Origin of the sequence: Macrococcus epidermidis (assembly GCF_003259695.1) — a bacterium.
Lineage (GTDB): Bacteria > Bacillota > Bacilli > Staphylococcales > Staphylococcaceae > Macrococcoides > Macrococcoides epidermidis.
This window is the reverse complement of the sequence record NZ_PZJH01000004.1, coordinates 18207-37216: the sequence shown is the minus strand read 5'-3', so window position 1 is coordinate 37216 and position 19010 is coordinate 18207. Positions and strand designations below refer to the sequence as shown.

Here is a 19010-nt window from a genome sequence, read left to right as displayed (position 1 = left end):
ACATCATATTTTACATTAAATCATATAAAATTGTTAGACAAGTCGAAAAAAAGCATCTAAGGTGATATCACATTAGATGCTTGTGTAACATTGCGTTAATTTTTCAATCTTTTTATCTGTATAACTTTCATAACTATTGTTATATGATTTCGGGTCTTTTGGATTTAAAAAGTTTTCAATCTTACCGGTAACAGGATCGATAAGCTTGCTTGATGCACCACAACCCAGTCCAATAATAGTTTGGACTTCTTCCATGATCAAAATATTATATAACGAAGCTTCGTCCTGTTTAGAATAACCAATGTTCTCAAGATTTCCAAGTATGTTTTTCTGACGATATAAATAATACGGAATATAATCATTTTCTATAGCAAATTGCCTTGTCATGTTCATCATATGAATGATTTCATCTCTTGGCGCCACTGGATACTTTGCTTTATTACGTGTCATCTCACTCGCTGTTTTAAAGCTCAACGTATGTACCGTTAATGACTCTGGATTTAATTTTTTCGTCTCCTGTAAAGAGTTTTCCACTTCAACGCGTGTTTCATTTGGTAATCCGATAATTAAGTCCATATTAATATTATTCATATGGTGTGCGCGTGATAGTTGAAACTTATCAATCGTTTCCTGAACACTATGATGGCGTCCAATCGCTTTTAAAGTAGCGTCTGTAAAGCTTTGTGGATTAATACTGATGCGGTCGATATCATAATGATTAAGTACATCCAGCGTTTCCGTATCAATCGTATCGGGACGTCCTGCTTCCACTGTAACTTCACGTACATGCGTCATGTCAAATGATGTGTATACTGTTTCAAGCAGCAACGATAGATCGTTCGGTTCAATCGACGTCGGTGTACCACCACCAAAGTAGATAGAAGTCACTTTAATATCATTATCTTTTAACCATGCTGCAGTATGCTTTATTTCGTGTATTAATCCTACTAAAAATTCTGGTACCTGATCTTTAAATACACGTATTGCATATGCTGGGAATGTACAGTATGCACATTTAGTCGGACAGAAAGGAATTCCGATATAAATACTTACTTCACGTTCAAGCTGATAAAGATCAGGCATAGCAGTTAATTGTGTGTGTACGATATCTCTCATCAAGTCAATTTTCTCAAGGGAAATTAAATAATCACGTACCAATATTTTCGTAATTTCTTCATGGGTTAGTCCTTGTCTATAATATTTATGGTATAGTTTCGTCGGTCTTATGCCAGTCAGTGTTCCCCAGCTTTGAACAATGCCTGTATGATCAGTTAATATCGTAATTAAAGTCTCACCAAGCGCCTGTTTCATATCGCGCTTTGTAACACCATTTCTTTTTGCAGATTGCGTATATGTTTTACCATTTATGGTCATTGTTGTCGTAACAGTTGTTTCATCTTTTTGCTCGATATTAAGATTGATCTGATTATCTCCAACACCTTCAAATAAGTAGCTTTCTTCAAAATACAGATTGATGATATTTTTAATATAGAGTTGAATTGAATCGAACTGTTCATGTTTTAAATAAAACTTCATTGTATCCCTCACAAAAAAATAAACAAAAAGCATATCACTTTTTGTTTATTTGATAATTTATTTAATTATTGTACTTGAAAGCTTAAATTTTAGCAATTAAGCTTCAGGCGTATCTTCAGTTTGTACGCCATATAATTCTTCTAAAGGTTTCATGATAACACGATTAATTTCCTGAATCATGAAGCTCATTTTTTGTTCTGCTTCCATTAATTTAGAAATGTTTTCATCTTTTTCGATTAATTCAGCAGTTGACTGTGCTGCATTTAAATCGTCTTCTGTAATTTCCTGACCAGACATTTGTTTTTCCTGTAAATTTAACTGAATCTTTCTGAAATCATCAAAGATTTTCTTTGATTCAGGGTTATTGTTTACTGCAGAGTAATGTTCTTTAATCGCATTGTATTCGTCGCTTTGACGTAATGCGCTTTCTAAACGGTTTGCTTCATCATAAATATTAACTGACATAATCATTCTCCTTTGAATTTACACATAATTTAATTGTTCGTAATAAATATACCATAAACGGCGCTCATTATACAAAGAGAGCGATTACACCTTGTACTAAACCGATAATGCCTCCGAGCAGGAAGCCTAAAAATGTAATCATCTTTAATTCCTTGTTTGATATTTCAATAACGAGTCGCTCTAAAAACGATAATTCGAAGTTATCAATCTGCTGTTTGACGATTTCCGCGATATGTACTTTCTCTAAAATTTCAGCAATATTATCTGATGTTTTAGAGATTGCATAATGCACAAATCTGTCGCTGCCTTCATCTTCCATATATTCAAAAGCTTTTGGTGCAAGTGTGACGAGTGGTGTAGAAGTATAGCGTTTTAAATCCACTTGAGCGATGATTTGCTCGATTAAATTTTCTTTAATCGTGTCTATTTCCTGGTTACTGATAAAGTTAGACGGTTGTTTAGTTAACAACAGATGATATTCACGATTTACTTCAGTAGCGATGATATTGTTTAACTTTTCTTCTCTACTTAATGCATTAAATTCTTTAATAACACGATCTGCAATCATCTCTTTCGTCATAAACATTTGAATCATGCTGACAACGCGACCTTTTTCCAAAAAGAAACGATCGATCATTTGCATCATATCATCATACCCTTTTGCTGAATTAACATAGTCACGTAATTTTTGCATGATCATTGGCGGCAAACTTTCAACTTGTGTATCAATCTTCCCACGTAAATCAGCGGGTAATAAATTTGCTATTGGTTCATTTTTGTGCGTTAAAATTGCGTGATCGATGACTTGCGAAAGTTGAAGACGTAGTTTCTCATTGCCGAGCGCACTTACATCTATATTAAAGCGTCGTGCAAAATCGTCGACTGAATATTGTCCTGTCTTTAACGTCTGAATCTGACGTACGATAAAGTCTTTAATAAACCTTTCTGTTTGCGGGGTCATCAACTTTTCTTTAAAGATTTCTGGCGTGAGTAAATGTTCTGTTACCATTTCTCCCATCTTAACTGACAATTCGTTACGACGTTTTGGAATGAGTCCTGGTGTAAACGGTAATTGTTTACCAAATAAAAATTTTGGTTCAAATGGTCTAAATAACATCTTTATTGCGATATAATTTGTAAATCCACCGATAAGTGCACCGATGAGTCCCATAAATAATACGATTAATACTGCGTTCAATATGCCACCTCTTTATTTTTTAATACTTATTAGTTTAATACCTCTATATAAAAAAAACAAACGCTGGATAAGCGTTTGTTTAGTATATTATAAGCTTACTAAATTTTCATTTTTCTTCTTATTAAAGAACATTTCCGCTTCACGCGCTTTATTTGATCCATATAATGGTTGCGTTGAACCATCTAATACACGGTAAAGGTTAGAAATTTTGTTTTGTTGTAAGACGATGTCACGATCTGATTCAATCGTAGTCCACCATAATTCATTTTTGTTATCCTGATCCGGATATGAACATGCTCCACGTGAAATCACTTGAATCACTTCAAGTGGATCTCCACCTAAAGTATTTTGTAATACTTCTGAATCTCTGAATAATGCACATAATGAAACGCATGTTGTCCAGTTCGGTAATACACGTTCTTTCTCAATTTGAACTAACGTTTTCTTTGATAAGCCGATTGTCTGAGCCATAGTATCTTGTGTATATCCCGCTTCGATACGCACCATTTTGAATTTTGTTTGAAGTAAATCTGTGAATTGCTGTTTATCCATTTTCTATACGACCTTTCTCTCTAAATATAAATTTATGTCAGTAAATGCTCTTAAAATATAAGTTGAAAAAATACACATTCATCTAAAGTGACTTTACCATCTTAATATAATTTACAAAAAATTAAAAGAGGAAACCCTTAAAAGTTTCCTCTTTTTTTAAAATTATTTTTTTAATGTCACAATTATGCAACTTTCATACCTTTTTTTGCTAAATAACGCTTTTCCTGTTCAGAAATTACAACTGCACAAGCAGCATCTCCAGAAATGTTAACAGCTGTGCGCGTCATATCGAGCAGTCTGTCTATTCCTAAAATAATTCCGATTGCGGCAGGATTTAAACCGACTGATGTCAGAACCATTGCAAGCATTACAAGACCAGCACCTGGCACCCCTGCAGTACCGATAGATGCTACGACTGCTACGACAACAACTGTCACCATCTGTCCAAGCGTTAAATCTACACCTGAAATTTGAGCGATAAAGATTGTTGCAACACCTTGCATAATCGCTGTACCATCCATATTAATCGTCGCACCTAAAGGTTGTACAAAAGATGATATTTCTTTACGTACTTCTAAATTATCTTGTGCACATTCTAAAGAAATCGGTAATGTCGCATTTGAACTTGATGAACTGAATCCAACCGTCATTGCCGGTGCGAAACCTTTAAAGAACCAGATAGGATTTCTGCGTGCTAAGAAACTGACTGCACCACCATATACTAGAATCATATGTAAAAATAGACCTAATAACACAACGAAGAAATACATTGCCAGCTGTTTAATAGCACCAAACCCTGCATTCGTAAATGCTGTTGCAACTAAACCGAATGTTCCTAGTGGTGCGAAATACTGCATAATTGCTGTTACGATAAACATCAGTATTTCATTTGTCTGCTCAAACAGTAATTTTACTGCTGAAACTTTTTCGCGTAATGCAATCATTCCGATACCAATAAATATCGCAAACGTAATCACTTGCAGCATGTTTGTTTCACTCATCGCAAGTACAGGGTTTTTCGGAATTAAATTGATCAATGTCTGATCAAAAGTCTGGGTGGCAGGTGTGCCTTCTTCTTCTGCTGCAGCAGCTTTTTTCTTCTGTTCTTCAGCATACGTTTTTACTTCTTCACTATTTAACAGCTCACTTTTACCGTCACCTGGTTTAAATACTAAAGCAAGTGACATTGCAAGGGTGATAGCTAATGCAGTCGTTACTAAAAAGAATGAAATCGTCTTTAAACCGATAGAACCTAAATGTTTAGGATCACCTACACCAAGCACACCTAAAACAATAGACACAAATACTACTGGTACAACAAGCATAAAGATTAGATTTAAGAATATTTGACCGATTACATTAAAGACATATTGATTGATCCACTTAACCCAGCTTGCATCCTGATATATATTAAAGAATGAACCTATAGCAATACCAGCAATTAATGCAATAATAATCCTGACTGTCATGTTCCCTTTTATTTTCATAATATCCTCCTCAACAACCGAATTTTCTGACTATTACAAATAATTATAAATTATTTCTATTTCAATGTAAATTGTAATTTTTATAATTATGAATTTTTATGAATAAAAAACTTATTTGTATTTACTATTACAAGCATAATAATTTTTATATGATTCACTGCAATTCACTAGATATTTCTTCCCATTTGTTTGATAATAATAAGACATGATTTGAGAGGATGAAAAAAGTGCAGGTAAAAGATCAACTCGCAAAAGCTCAGCAAGGTGCAAAAGTCAGTATCATAATGTATGTATTGCTTACTACGATAAAATTGTTATTCGGTTATATGAATGGCTCACAAGCGCTTGTTGCCGATGGATTAAATAACGCGACTGACGTTGTATCATCAGTTGCTCTGCTTATCGGACTTGCAATTAGTATGAAGCCAGCAGATGATAATCACAACTATGGTCACTATCGCTCTGAATATATCGGTTCACTCATTGCTGCATTCATTATGTTTGCAGTCAGCGTTCAGGTAATCCTTCAGGGCATTCGACACTATATCAATCAGGACTTTTCAACGCCATCCATTGAAACAGCAGTAGTAGCGATATTATCAGCGTTAGCGATGCTACTCGTCTATTTCTACAATCGGAATTTAGCGAAGAAAGTAGATTCCAGTGCATTAAAAGCAGCCGCTGCTGATAACCTGTCCGATGCGCTTGTATCACTTGGAACATTTGTAGGTATTGTCGGCGTATTTATGGGACTGCCCTTCTTAGATACAGTCGCAGCAATCGTAGTTGGCTTGCTAATCATGAAAACAGCAATTGAAATTTTCTTTGAAACAGCTATTACATTAACAGACGGCTTCGATGCAGAAACACTTGATGAGATGAAGAAAATCGTCTTAAATGTTGAGGATGTATTATCCGTTGTAGATATTAAAGGAAGAAATCACGGTGTCATGACATTTATCGATGTTACCGTAACAGTAGATGCAAATCTTACAGTGGCGGAAAGCCATGATATTACTGAAAATATAGAACACGATATTAAAGAAGCATATGGTGCAATTGAAACAATCGTTCACTTAGAACCACATGAATAGGAAATGAATACAATATGTATAAAAGACGAGCATTCCTATTTAGGTTGTCTCGTCTTTTCCAAACAAAAGCTCTCTTAAGTTAGTGCGCTTTTCAAATTTTTTCTCTAAATTGTAAAAGATTATGAATATTAAAATAAAAATTATAAAATAAACCCATAGATAGTGTTTAACAAAATACAATATAATCATAAGTGTAACCATAAAAATAAAAAACATTGTTCTTGAAAAATAAATAAATCGTCCATCTTTCTTCAAATCATATGGATAGTTTAAATGTGGATCTGATTGTAACCGATTCATATTGCGATTAAATTCTTTATGAAAATCTATGAAATGATAAATACTTACGATTATAATAACTGCTAATAATACGCCTCTATAAAATCTATCTTCAATAGTCACAAAAAGTATAATCCAAGTATATTTAAAAATATTATTAAAGTTCTTTTTAAACCAGGATAATATATTATTTACCACGGTTAAACACCTCTCTTACCTCACTATGTCGTTCGAAGTATTCATCAAATATAACAAGAACCAGAACAATGCCGCCATAGACCATAATATAATTCCACAGATTACCCCATTCAATCATCATCACGACATAAACTAAGTAGTATGTAGCGAGTTTAAATAACACAGGTATTAACCAGACGATGAAATAATCAGTTTCTTTATTGATGAAATAATTAATATGCGTAATTTTTGTATGACGATACTCATTTATAATATAGACAGTAAGTTTAACAACGAAATAGAGCATAACGAAAGCAAGTACAATGAGAAGAATACGTTCTGCCCACATTTTTGGTAACCAGTCCTTCATAGCCATATAACTAATCATAAAAATCAATGTTAACCATTCATCCTTCGCCCACCATTTATCTATCATCAGATAACCTCCTATTTTAAGTATTATTGTATACTTTTACCATTATCAATTCAATTACTATATGCTTAATTCTTTATTAAACCGGCTTATACATTTATACTTAATCTAAACAGAATTCACTATGAGGAGTGTTATTATTATGATGGCTGTAAATCATAAAGAAAATTTATTTTATATCGGTGATGTATCAAGTCCTAAAGCGCAAATGACTTATGTACCGACTGGAGAAGATAAAATTATTATCGATCATACCGAAGTTAACGATGAATTACGTGGTCAAGGTGCAGGTAAGATGATGGTAGAAGCTGCGGTTAAATACGCACGTCAAAACAACAAAAAGATTATCCCATTATGTCCATTCGCTAAAAGTGTATTTGATAAAACACCTGAATTTCAAGACGTATTATAAAAAAATCCAGCACTATGAAGATTATCATAGTGCTGGATTTTTGATGATGTTAAACATGTCCGATATATGACTTTTATCGGACAAGACGTCTTCGATTTACGCTATTTTGCTCTCAACATGTCCGATATATCACTTTTATCGGACAAGACGTCTTCGATTTACGCTATTCTGCTCCCAACATGTCCGATATATCACTTTTATCGGACAAGACGCACTTGATTTCAGCTGTTTCTCTCATTACGTGTCCAATATTGCCTCGTTATTGGACACATTAACTTCGGTATTCTCCAAAGCATACCTATTTATACAAATTATACTTCGCACCATACATCGAAGCCTGCGTGCGATCTTTCACTTCAAGCTTTGCAAAGATATGACTAACATGTGTCTTGACTGTCTTCTCTGATACAAATAACTGCTCTGCTATCTCTTTATTGGTTAAGCCTTTTGACATTTCAGCTAATACTTCCAGTTCTCGCTTTGATAATGGATTCTTTATATGTGGCAAATTCAGCCCGGATTCTTTATATGCTTCTACACTCGGATGGAACGCCTGGGCGCCAGATAGTACCTGTTTGATCGTGTGAATCAACACATCAGGTTCACTGTCCTTCATTTCATAGCCATCTGCTCCTGCATCTATCACACCCATTACATGTTCTTCATCAACAAAACTTGATAATACAAGCACTTTCACTTCGGGATAGCTGCTTTTAATGGCTTTAGTTGTTTCTATGCCGTCCATGTTAGGCATTACAAGATCCATAATAATTAAATCCGGCTTATCATGTTCTTTAAGATATGACACAACTTCACTGCCATCACTGAAATCAGCAACAACATCAAAGTCTGCTTCTGTTGATAGTAAAAATTGTAATCCTTGTCTCACAATATGATGATCATCTACGATTATTATTTTCATGTTGTTGTCCTTTCGGATAAAAAAGTTCTATTATTGTTCCGACATTTTCTTCGCTTTTCATATTAACTTCTGCGCCTATCTCATTGCTGCGTTGCAGTATATTCTTTAGACCATGCGTCGGTAAAGTTTTTGCTGAAGTTACTTTAAATCCTTTACCTTTGTCTTCTATCTTCATTATAAACTGTTCACTTTTCTGCGATAAATGAATGGATACTGCATCTGTTTGAGCATGTTTCTTAACATTATTCATTGCTTCCTGAATAATTCTGAAGATTGTATGTTCTACTTTACTTTCCAGATTGAGTAGACCAGTTACTTTGATCGTTACATTTAATCCTAACACTTCTGCGTAGTTCTTTACAGCTTCAACCAAACCTTGTTCTAATCCTACCGGTTTCAACTGCCAGATTAATGCGCGCATTTCGTTGACTGCATCCTGACTGGTAGATTCTATCATCTGAAACGCCTGAATAGATTGCTCGTCTTTACTCATCGTCCCTGCTGCATGCGCAGTGAGCTTTAATGAAAATAGCATCTGATTAACTGAGTCATGCAAATCACGAGCGAGTCTATTTCGTTCTTCCTGTAATGCGGTCTCTCGTGCTTTCTCAGTAAGATAGATACGTTTGATTGCACTACCAATTTGAAAGGCCACAGACTCTAATAAGGCGAGATCTTCTTCTGAATAAATTTTAGTGTTCGGTGTCGCTACATTTAATAACCCAAATCTTTCATCGCCTGATTGAAGTGGCACTGTTGCATGATGTGTAATACCACCGGTCATATCACTATATTGTTTATTCGCTTTTACAATTCGTGAACATGTAATAATATTACTCGCTTTCGTTAACTTCTTCTGATGATATCGCGATACACACCAGCACGGTCCTTCTGTCATATAACGACAATCATCCATAAGCAAAGCATCCGGCAATCCATATTCAGATGCCAACGTATGGGTCCCGTCTTCATCGATAAAGAATATCCATCCAGTAGAAAAATTGGTCCCCTTAACCAATCGGTCAAGGGCACCATTCATCATAGAATATACTTCTGTCTCTTCATTTAAAAATTCAGCAATTTCTTTTAAAAGTAACGTACTATTCTTCATAAGCACACCATTCTTTTATATTAGTCACGTCTGTATTCAACGCGGTATAAATCATGTCTTCTATCACGTAACTGACGGACAGTACCGTCTTCTCGACCACGACGTAATACTTCTAAGTCAACATCACCGATCATAACCATCTCATCATTTTCACCCGTTTCACCGACGATACCGTCACGTGCAAATCCAAAGTCACTTGGTGTATAGATACCAGAAGCAGAATACTGGATATCCATATTTTCTGTTTGCGGTAAGTTACCACATGTCCCACTCGTAACAGTATAGATTTGATTTTCTATCGCACGTGCCATTGAGCAATATTTCACGCGCAGATAACTTTGTCTGTCTTCAGTTGAGAATGGTGTGAATATTATTTTAGCACCCTTCTCAGTTGCAATACGTGCCATCTCTGGGAACTCACTATCGTAACAGATTTGAATGGCAATCTTGCCACAATCTGTATCAAACACTTCCACCTTTTTACCAGGTGAAATACCCCACCATCTGCGTTCATTTGGCGTAACATGAATTTTATATTGCTTTTCAATTGATCCGTCGCGTCTAAATAAGTATGAAATATTATAAATATCATCATTTTCTTCAACGAAGTGACTGCCACCAATAATATTAATATTATATCGCATCGCAAAGTCATTGAACATTTCAATATATTGTTCCGTATATTTTGTCAACTGACGGATAGATTCTGCTGGATTTCTCTTCTCATCAAAACTCATCAGCTGTGTTGTTAATAATTCAGGGAAGACAACAAAGTCACTACCTGCATCATATGCTACATCAACGAAATATTCGATTTGGTTCGCAAACTCCTCAAAAGAATCAATTTTACGCATCATGTAGTTAACTGTACAAATTCGTACGGGATAACTTGTTCTGAAATGTAGGTTAGATTTAGCAACGAAATCAGGGTTGTTCCACTCCATTAATGTTGCATACTTACTACTTTTCACATCGTCTTTTAAATAGTTCGGATTAATACGCATCAAAGTAAATCCGTTCATAAACTGGAATGTAAGTACCGGATCCTTAATCTTACGTTTCATCACGTCATTGACATATTCACGCGGTGTCAACTCATCCTGATATTGATGATAATTCGGAATACGTCCTCCGATAATGATTGATTTTAAGTTAAGTTCATAAGCGATTTCACGACGTGCTTCATATAAACGTTGTCCAACACGCATACCACGATAATCTGGATGAACCATCACTTCAATACCATATAAGTTATGTCCATTATCATTATGGTTAGTAATATATCCTGAATCCGTAATATCATTCCAGGTATGTTTATCATCATATTCATCAAAGTTAATGATCAAACTTGAACATGATCCAATAATTTTCTCTTCATATTCAATAACCATCTGTCCACGGGGAAACAAGTTAAGATGTGATTCTAAATGTGCTCTTTCCCACGGTTCCATACCAGGAAAACAAATTTTTTGTAGTGCTATAATTTCATCGATATCATCAAATGTCATTTGTCTTGCTTCAATCGATTTATTAAATTTCTCTAAATTAATTTCTTCAGTCATGTAAATTCTCCTTTAATTCATCTATAATAGTATATAAGCGAATGATGATTTATATAAATTTTAATATGATATTAAATATTACCCTATTATTATACGACTTAAATACGATTTAGGAGAAAAATTATGATTATAAATATTACAAAAGAATGGGATGCTTTAACGATTGAAGAAATGTTAAAAGCATTACACATTCCTAAAAAGCCGATGCATGAATTCAGAATGTCAAAGGATATCACGATCAATGGTGAGACTGCTACATTAAGAAACAAACTTTCTGAAGGTGATCAGTTATACTTACCGATTACAGAAGAAAAAAGTGCATACAAATCAAGTTACCGTCTTTGTGAAGTAAAATATGAAGATGAACATTTAGCAATCCTGGTAAAACCTAAAGGTGTGAAAACACATCCTAATGATATGGCTGAATCTAATACACTACTCAACCATGCCATCTACACGTTAGACTCAGCATATGTAGAACCGGTACACCGTCTTGATCAGGAAACAGTAGGATTGCTACTTGTCGCAAAAAATCCTTTCATCAAAAAGATACTCGACCGTATGCTTGAAGAACGAGAAATCACACGCACATATCGTGCCAAAGTTAAAAGTCATCTTCCACTTAAGAAACAAACAATCGATCTACCAATCGGTAAAGATAAGTTTCATCCCAATAAACGTCGTGTTTCACAAACAGGTGATCGCGCAGTAACGCATATTGTTGATTCAAAAGCTTTAGGCGATGGTATCGCAGAAGTTGAATTGACATTAGAAACTGGACGTACACATCAAATCCGTGTGCATCTTGCAGCAATCGGTTATCCTGTTCTTGGCGATCCGCTGTACAGTGATTCTAACTTACGACAGCTTGCGCTTGAAAGTTACAAGCTGGAATTTATCCATCCACTTACTCAGAAAAAGATTACTGCAATACTTGATTAAGCAGTTCAATTGCATAATATTTTAAAGATTTATATGATAATAATCGTATAAATCTTTATTAATTTTTAGGAGGCGCATCATGGAAAATGCAATACAGCATAAGTTATTAACACGTAAAGCGGTCAAAGTTTATGACCCTGAATATAAAATGTCAGAAGCAGCATTGCTTGAAATATTAGAAGCTGCTAATCAGGCCCCTTCAGCATGGAATCTGCAACATTGGGAATTTCTTGTTGTTCATAGCGATCAAGCAAAAGCAAAGTTATTACCACTAGCATACAATCAGGCACAAGTGAAAGATTCAAGTGCAACGATTATAATATTAGGTGATAAAGAAGCGAATAAAAATATCGATACAGTATTCGACCCTGCCATCGAAGCAGGTACGATGACTCAGGATATTAAAGATATGATTGCCGTTCAAGTAAACGGTGTCTATCAAAATGAAGCATATGCATATGAAGCGGCAATTATGAACTCTGCATTTCCGGCAATGCAAGTGATGAATTTTGCTACACTTAACGATTTAGGTACATGTGCAATTGGCGGATTTAATCGTACCGGTATACAAGAAGCCTTTAATATCGATGAAAGATATGTACCTGCACTGATCATTACGATCGGTAAAACGTTGAAAGAACCTAGAACAAGTGAGCGTCGTGATATTAAAACGGTTACTACATTTGTATAAAACAATAAATTTCAAATCAAAAATAAAAAGCGAGCCATTTCGTATGCAATATACGAAATGACTCGCTTTTTTACTTCTTATTTCTTCAGACGATCTCTGACAAATCCTAATAATTTGGCACGTTTACTCATTACTGGTTGAGGCTCAGTAACTTTAGGCTTCATCAATGTACGTTTATAATTTTCTGCCTGATTCACAAGTTCTTCCTGTGAATTTACAGCATTCTGATCATTACGTACATAATGGTATACACCGCTTGCATCCTGCTCACGTGCTTTTTGGTTATCATTAAGCTGAAGCTCTAAAATTTCTTTTAGTTCGTTCACAATCTTTGGATCTAAGATTGGGAATAAAATCTCTACACGTTTAATCATGTTACGTGTCATCATATCTGCAGAAGATAGATACATCTTTTCTTCACCGTTATGATAGAAGTAATAAATTCTAGAATGCTCAAGGAATCTACCAACAATACTGATTACACGAATGTTTTCACTAATGCCTGGGATACCAGGACGTAAACAACAAATTCCACGAATGATTAACTTAACTTTCACGCCAGCCTGACTTGCCTCATATAATTTCTTAATAACCGTCTTATCAGTTAATGAATTCATCTTGGCGATAATTAAGCCATTACCAAATTCTTTATGACAATCAATTTCCTGATTGATATGTTCAACAAATTCATCGCGAATTTCAAATGGTGCCACATGTAATTTCTTATATGTTGGTTTTTCTGAATAACCACTTAAATAGTTAAAGAAATTCATCGCGTCCTGACCAATTTCTTTATTCGTTGTGATAATACCCATATCAGTGTAGATTTTAGCAGTCTTATCGTTGTAGTTACCTGTACCTAAATGGACATAAGGTACTACTTCGTCACCTTCTTTTTTCACGACTAAAGTAATTTTAGAGTGCGTTTTTAAGTGTGTCATACCATAAATTACATGACATCCCGCTTCTTCAAGCATACGCGCCCAGTGCACATTATTCTCTTCATCGAATCGCGCTTTCAACTCTACAAGTACTGTTACTTGTTTACCAGCTTCAGCTGCATTCTTCAATGCATCAATGATAGGTGAGTCACTTGATACACGATATAACGTCTGTTTAATCGCTAATGTATTAGGATCTTCAGAAGCCTGTTTAATAAAATCTACAATCGGTTGGAATGACTCATATGGATGGTGGAAGAAAATATCATGTTTCTGCGCTTCTTCATAAACGTTACCACCATTTAAATATTTCGGTGGTGCCGCTTCAAATGGTTTAAACGCAAGCTGTGGATATTGCTTCTCTATCATCCCTGCTAACTGGAATAACATCGTTAAATCAAGTGGTCCATCTAACTTATAGATATCACGTGCTTCAATCTCTAATTCATTCATTAAGAAAGAACCGTTAATTGACGTGTCATGACGTGTATCGATTTCTAAACGAACAGCAGCACCACTCTTACGTTTCTTTAAGAATTTTTCAATTTCAATTAATAAATCTTCCGCACCATCTTCATGAATCGTTAAATCTGCGTTTCTTGTAATTCTGAAGGTAAACGTACGCACGACTTTATAACCAAAGAATAACTTATCGATGAAATGATTAATCACATCTTCTAATAATACGAAGATTGTACGTTCACCATTTTTAAGCTGAATAATACGGTTTAATAACGCTGGAATCTGAACAATCGCAGATTTCTTTTCACCAGCATCAGTTTCTACATCTACGAATATATTTAATGACTTGTTTGATAATTTAGGAAAAGGTCTGTAAGCGTCGATACCAAGTGGAGTCAACGTCGGTAAAATTTCAAAGTTAAACTTTTGTTCAATGATTTGATAGTTCTCAGGAGACAATTCATCAATTGCTTTAAAGAAAACCTGATATCCTTCTAACTCCTGAATCAAAGCTTTGTATTGTTCATATTGTAATTTAACGTTTTCACGATTTGCTGCATCAATTGCTATTAATTGTTCCGTTGGTGTTAACTGTGTTTTATTTTCGGGTTCATTAAAGTTCATTGCGACTTGATCTTTAAGTCCACCTACACGCACCATAAAAAATTCATCAGCATTTGAACTTGCAATTGCTAAAAATTTAAGACGTTCTAGTAATGGATTTTTCTTATCAAAAGCTTCCTCAATTACACGACGGTTAAAACCTACCCAACTTACTTCTCTGTTGTTATAAAATGCCTTGTTGTTTAAATCTAATTTTTCCATTATCGTCACATCCACTTTTATTGTATATTAATTTACAGTCTATATTAGTTATACCTAACTATTGTAAAGATTCTGTAAAAATGAGATTAAGTTTTGACTTTATTATTTTCTCGATATGTTTCTTCTGTCTTTCTGCTTGATATTCTTCAGCGATAGCATCGCCAGAGTACTCAATCACTAAATCAAAGTGTTCTTCTTTTTTCTCAAAATACAAAGCTTTAACGATATTTGTATTACTAATATTTAATGCGTAAGCGAATTTCAGTATACTGCCAAGCATTTGAATTGTTTCTCGCTCTTCGCTATTAAACCATTTCGTTTCATCTTCATAAAACTTTAGTAACGATTTATTTTTAAAGCTGGCAAGCAAGGCAAGCTTCACTCTATTTTTATGACTAATACCATTTAAGCTAGAGTTAGAAAGAATATAGTACGTATGTTGACTTGAGGCGTCTGAATCGATGTAACTTCCTAAGTAATACAGATAAGCTGCATTTCTTAAGAATGCTTTGTCACGCTTATTACCTTTAATCAGTTCAAACTTATCTAATTCATAATAGAGCGTCTCGGCAATCATTACACGTTGGTTCGCTTCTTCCTGGTTAATGTTATAGTCCGTTGCTAAGTTCTTTAACGAGTCTTTAAAGACATTGTCTTTATCGAACGGTAATACATATTCCTCTTCAAGAATGCTCATGATAACACCTTCACGTAATCCTTTACGTGAGAAGATAAATTTAGTGGCTTCTACTTCATCAAATAATGTATTAAATAATACACATGAAGGAATAATAATATCCTGTCGGTCTCTGCTTAATCCATCCAGATCTTCTAATTCATCTTCAGATGCTGCAGTAAGGTTATCAAATACCAAATCAAGATCCGATTCTTTCATCGCATAGCCATGTACCCCTGCAATCGGATATTCTGTTAATGATTGATGGATTCTCGCAATATTACGTGCTGATCCCCCAATGGCTATTATTGGAACACGACGTTTCTCAAGCCAGCGCAGACTTCTCAGCTGTTCCTGAATATACTTTGCCGCCGCTTCTATCGCATCTTTATCGTTATGTGCCTTACCTTCAAAAAACATATTTTGAAGCGTTACGACACCGAAAGGAAAACTATGTGAAAATTTTAATTCTTTGTCCTCAAAGAAAGTAACTTCTGTACTTCCTCCACCGATATCTACTGTAACACCATCTGAGTAATCTAATGTATTGATGACCGCATAGAATCCAAAGAATGCTTCTTCTTTTTCAGAAATAATTCGCATCTCTATGCCTGTGTTTTCGTTTACTTTATCGATGACTTCTTCGATGTTTGTTGCTTGTCGTACGGCAGCAGTTGCTACTGGATATAACGCATGAACATCAAACTTTTGTGCAACTTTCTGAAAACTATTTAACGTGTCACATAATACTTCGATACCACGTTCTGACATAACTTTTTCGTTGTTTAAAAACTGATATAATCGTGCAGGTGTTTTTATATTTTGTAATTCCTGTAATCCTGTTTCTTTTGAGTATTCAAAAATAACTAAACGGATTGTATTTGATCCGATATCTACTAAACCTAATCTTTTCATAACTGACCTGCCCTTTCAGATTAAAACATTTTATTTTGGATGGATCATTTCTTCAGGTTTAATCCATTCATCAAATTGCTCTTCTGTTAAGAATCCTGAATTTATTGCTGATGCTTTTAAAGTTAAACCTTCTTTATGTGCAGTTTTTGCGATATGCGCTGCTTTTTCATAACCGATATGAGGGTTTAAAGCTGTTACTAACATTAATGATTGATTTAAATAGTTGTGAATATTTTCTTCAATCGGCTCGATACCAACCGCACAGTTATCATTAAATGAATTCATACCGTCTGCTAAAAGATAGATTGATTGTAATGTGTTATACATAATAACCGGTTTAAATACATTCAGTTCAAAGTTACCTTGACTTGCTGCAATACCAACCGCAGCGTCATTCCCCATTACCTGAACAGCGACCATCGTCAGCATTTCAGATTGTGTAGGGTTTACTTTTCCTGGCATGATTGAAGAACCCGGTTCATTTTCAGGAATTGATAATTCTGCAAGACCTGCACGTGGACCAGATGATAACCAGCGTACATCGTTAGCAATCTTCATTAAATCTGCTGCAAGTGCTTTTAATGCACCATGAACAAAGGTTACTTCATCATGTGCAGTTAACGCATGGAATTTATTTGGCGATGATACGAAATCATAACCTGTTTGAACGCCAATCTGTTTAGCAACGCGATCACCAAACTCAGGATGTGCGTTAATGCCAGTACCAACTGCAGTGCCCCCGATTGCTAAATTCAATAATTCTTTTTTAGATAGGTTTAATAATGCTTCACATTTATCAAGCATATAACGCCAGCCAGAAATCTCTTGTCCTAAAGTTAATGGCGTTGCATCCTGTAAATGGGTACGACCAATCTTAATGATATCAGCAAACTTTTCTTCTTTTTCTTTTAACGTATTGCGAAGTGTATTTAATGCCGGCATTAATTTCGCTTCGATTTCATGGAAAAGTGCCACGTGCATTGCTGTTGGATAAGTATCGTTCGATGATTGAGATTTATTCACATCATCATTTGGATGAACTGATTCTGTGCTACCTGATTCTTTCAAGTACATATTTGCAACATATGCAACCACTTCATTCACGTTCATGTTACTTTGCGTACCTGAACCAGTTTGCCATACAACTAACGGAAAATGTTCATCTAATTGGCCAGATAATACATCATCACATGCTTTTACGATGGCTTCTGACTTCTCAGCTGATAATTTACCTAAATCTTTGTTGACAATTGCTGCCGCTTTTTTAAGATGAGCAAATCCGTAAACAACTTCGATTGGCATCTTTTCTTTTCCTACTGGAAAGTTTTGTTTACTACGTTCTGTTTGTGCACCCCAATATTTATCTGATGGTACTTCGATTTCTCCAAATGTATCATGTTCAATTCTAAATGACATTAACTATCTCCCCTTATCTATTGATACTTATATTTTACATTAAATAACGCTTACATTCATTAATTAATCATAAAAATACAGTACATAAATCATTATGTACTGTTCAATAGTTATTGAGGATCATCCTCTTGTTCCTGACCTTCTTCTCGTGCTTCAGCGTTTTGTTCAGAAATTTGTTCCATCTCTTTACCTAACTCTACAACGTCGTCGAAATCAGTAACCATTTCATTTTTATTATCATGTGATGTTGACATATAATCATTCCTTTACGCAAATTTTTGGAAGTAGTATTCACGTATATCTTGAGGCAATCCAGCTGCTGCAGCATCATCTAAGATTACATTGACCATACGGTGTGTTTTTAAATTCGCTGCTTCAAAGTTGCCGCCCGCTTCAGCATTGTATAGCTTTTCTACGATTGAAGCTTTGTCTGCGCCTGTTAATACGATAATAATTTCACGTGCTGAACGTAATCCTTTATCGTTATCCTGATTAATCTCTTTATAACCGACAGAGCCATCTTGAGTAATCGTAGCAAATAACGTTGTTAATTTCCCTTTGTTCTCTTTAGTCTTCGCTTCGTCTTTAATCAATTCCATAATATCTTTACCTGTTGCTTCATGGTATTGTTTATCAACGATACCAACAGTACCATAGTCGCCACGTATTTTATCATAATCAAAGATATGAATTTGACTCGTCTCAACAGGATTACGTGCCGTATCAGCCTTTAATTCTGCAATGACGTGACCAGCTTCATCACCTAACGCAGTCGCGATAATTGATGTCGGATTGTTACTCATCTGCTTTCTAAATAAATCAGCAACGTAGTTCGATACTGTTAATTTATCTTCAAAAATTTTAAAATTCATTCCCATGTTCATTCCTCCTCGTATCTTTACTCATTCTTTATT

The 19010-nt window shown here is 34.9% G+C and carries 18 protein-coding genes; 4 read left to right on the top strand and 14 right to left on the bottom strand.

What is annotated here, in order from left to right; translation table 11 throughout:
- Nucleotides 1-72: 72 nt before the first annotated feature.
- The 5 genes from BHU61_RS09075 to BHU61_RS09055 all read right to left on the bottom strand — a co-directional run bounded on the left by BHU61_RS09075 (nt 73) and on the right by BHU61_RS09055 (nt 5238).
- Nucleotides 73-1536: a coproporphyrinogen III oxidase gene (locus BHU61_RS09075; RefSeq protein WP_111716295.1), complete on the bottom strand. Its 1464-nt coding sequence runs from the start codon at nt 1534-1536 to the stop codon at nt 73-75.
- 96 nt (nt 1537-1632) lie between these two features.
- Nucleotides 1633-2001, bottom strand: a complete 369-nt coding sequence (locus BHU61_RS09070; protein ID WP_099576673.1) for a YlbF/YmcA family competence regulator — start codon at nt 1999-2001, stop codon at nt 1633-1635.
- Nucleotides 2002-2068: 67 nt separating this feature from the next.
- On the bottom strand, nt 2069-3199 hold the full coding sequence (locus BHU61_RS09065; protein ID WP_111716293.1) for a DUF445 domain-containing protein: 1131 nt from the start codon (nt 3197-3199) through the stop codon (nt 2069-2071).
- Between the two features lie 87 nt (nt 3200-3286).
- Nucleotides 3287-3751 (bottom strand): XRE family transcriptional regulator XdrA, encoded by a 465-nt coding sequence (gene xdrA / locus BHU61_RS09060; protein WP_111716291.1) that lies wholly within the window; start codon nt 3749-3751, stop codon nt 3287-3289.
- 182 nt (nt 3752-3933) lie between these two features.
- On the bottom strand, nt 3934-5238 hold the full coding sequence (locus BHU61_RS09055; protein ID WP_111716289.1) for a dicarboxylate/amino acid:cation symporter: 1305 nt from the start codon (nt 5236-5238) through the stop codon (nt 3934-3936).
- A 218-nt stretch (nt 5239-5456) separates the two neighbouring features.
- Here BHU61_RS09055 and BHU61_RS09050 point away from each other — a divergent pair, with 218 nt between their 5' ends.
- The gene (locus BHU61_RS09050) at nt 5457-6332 is read left to right on the top strand and encodes a cation diffusion facilitator family transporter (RefSeq protein WP_111716287.1); all 876 of its coding nucleotides are present in this window, start codon (nt 5457-5459) and stop codon (nt 6330-6332) included.
- Nucleotides 6333-6798: 466 nt separating this feature from the next.
- On the opposite strand, the gene BHU61_RS09040 is transcribed toward BHU61_RS09050, so the two are convergent.
- Entirely contained in the window at nt 6799-7224 is a 426-nt protein-coding gene (locus BHU61_RS09040) for a hypothetical protein (protein ID WP_111716284.1), read from the bottom strand.
- Nucleotides 7225-7363: 139 nt separating this feature from the next.
- Here BHU61_RS09040 and BHU61_RS09035 point away from each other — a divergent pair, with 139 nt between their 5' ends.
- On the top strand, nt 7364-7633 hold the full coding sequence (locus BHU61_RS09035) for a GNAT family N-acetyltransferase (RefSeq protein WP_096075987.1): 270 nt from the start codon (nt 7364-7366) through the stop codon (nt 7631-7633).
- 298 nt (nt 7634-7931) lie between these two features.
- On the opposite strand, the gene BHU61_RS09030 is transcribed toward BHU61_RS09035, so the two are convergent.
- The 3 genes from BHU61_RS09030 to BHU61_RS09020 are packed head-to-tail and all read right to left on the bottom strand — an operon-like array spanning nt 7932 to nt 11228.
- Nucleotides 7932-8555, bottom strand: coding sequence for a response regulator transcription factor (locus BHU61_RS09030; RefSeq protein WP_111716282.1), 624 nt, complete (start codon nt 8553-8555; stop codon nt 7932-7934).
- Nucleotides 8533-9666, bottom strand: coding sequence for a GAF domain-containing sensor histidine kinase (locus BHU61_RS09025; RefSeq protein ID WP_111716281.1), 1134 nt, complete (start codon nt 9664-9666; stop codon nt 8533-8535). The genes BHU61_RS09030 and BHU61_RS09025 overlap by 23 nt, the downstream gene beginning before the upstream one ends.
- A gap of 20 nt (nt 9667-9686) precedes the next feature.
- Complete coding sequence (locus BHU61_RS09020; protein WP_111716279.1) at nt 9687-11228, bottom strand: bifunctional GNAT family N-acetyltransferase/carbon-nitrogen hydrolase family protein; 1542 nt, start codon at nt 11226-11228, stop codon at nt 9687-9689.
- 123 nt (nt 11229-11351) lie between these two features.
- Here BHU61_RS09020 and BHU61_RS09015 point away from each other — a divergent pair, with 123 nt between their 5' ends.
- Both BHU61_RS09015 and BHU61_RS09010 read left to right on the top strand, forming a co-directional pair.
- Nucleotides 11352-12170 (top strand): RluA family pseudouridine synthase, encoded by an 819-nt coding sequence (locus tag BHU61_RS09015; RefSeq protein WP_111716277.1) that lies wholly within the window; start codon nt 11352-11354, stop codon nt 12168-12170.
- A 79-nt stretch (nt 12171-12249) separates the two neighbouring features.
- The gene (locus BHU61_RS09010) at nt 12250-12861 is read left to right on the top strand and encodes a nitroreductase family protein (RefSeq protein ID WP_111716276.1); all 612 of its coding nucleotides are present in this window, start codon (nt 12250-12252) and stop codon (nt 12859-12861) included.
- 77 nt (nt 12862-12938) lie between these two features.
- Here the strand turns inward: BHU61_RS09010 and BHU61_RS09005 are convergent, their stop codons facing one another.
- The 5 genes from BHU61_RS09005 to BHU61_RS08990 all read right to left on the bottom strand — a co-directional run bounded on the left by BHU61_RS09005 (nt 12939) and on the right by BHU61_RS08990 (nt 18974).
- A complete protein-coding gene (locus BHU61_RS09005) occupies nt 12939-15089 on the bottom strand; it encodes an RNA degradosome polyphosphate kinase (RefSeq protein WP_111716274.1) in 2151 nt (716 codons plus the stop codon).
- Nucleotides 15090-15147: 58 nt separating this feature from the next.
- Nucleotides 15148-16680, bottom strand: coding sequence for an exopolyphosphatase (gene ppx, locus BHU61_RS09000; RefSeq protein WP_111716273.1), 1533 nt, complete (start codon nt 16678-16680; stop codon nt 15148-15150).
- A gap of 30 nt (nt 16681-16710) precedes the next feature.
- Nucleotides 16711-18096 (bottom strand): class II fumarate hydratase, encoded by a 1386-nt coding sequence (gene fumC / locus BHU61_RS08995; RefSeq protein ID WP_111716271.1) that lies wholly within the window; start codon nt 18094-18096, stop codon nt 16711-16713.
- A gap of 110 nt (nt 18097-18206) precedes the next feature.
- Nucleotides 18207-18350, bottom strand: a complete 144-nt coding sequence (locus BHU61_RS13440; protein ID WP_165958672.1) for an SAS053 family DNA gyrase inhibitor — start codon at nt 18348-18350, stop codon at nt 18207-18209.
- Between the two features lie 12 nt (nt 18351-18362).
- Entirely contained in the window at nt 18363-18974 is a 612-nt protein-coding gene (locus tag BHU61_RS08990) for a sugar phosphate isomerase family (RefSeq protein WP_111716270.1), read from the bottom strand.
- Between the last annotated feature and the right edge of the window lie 36 nt (nt 18975-19010).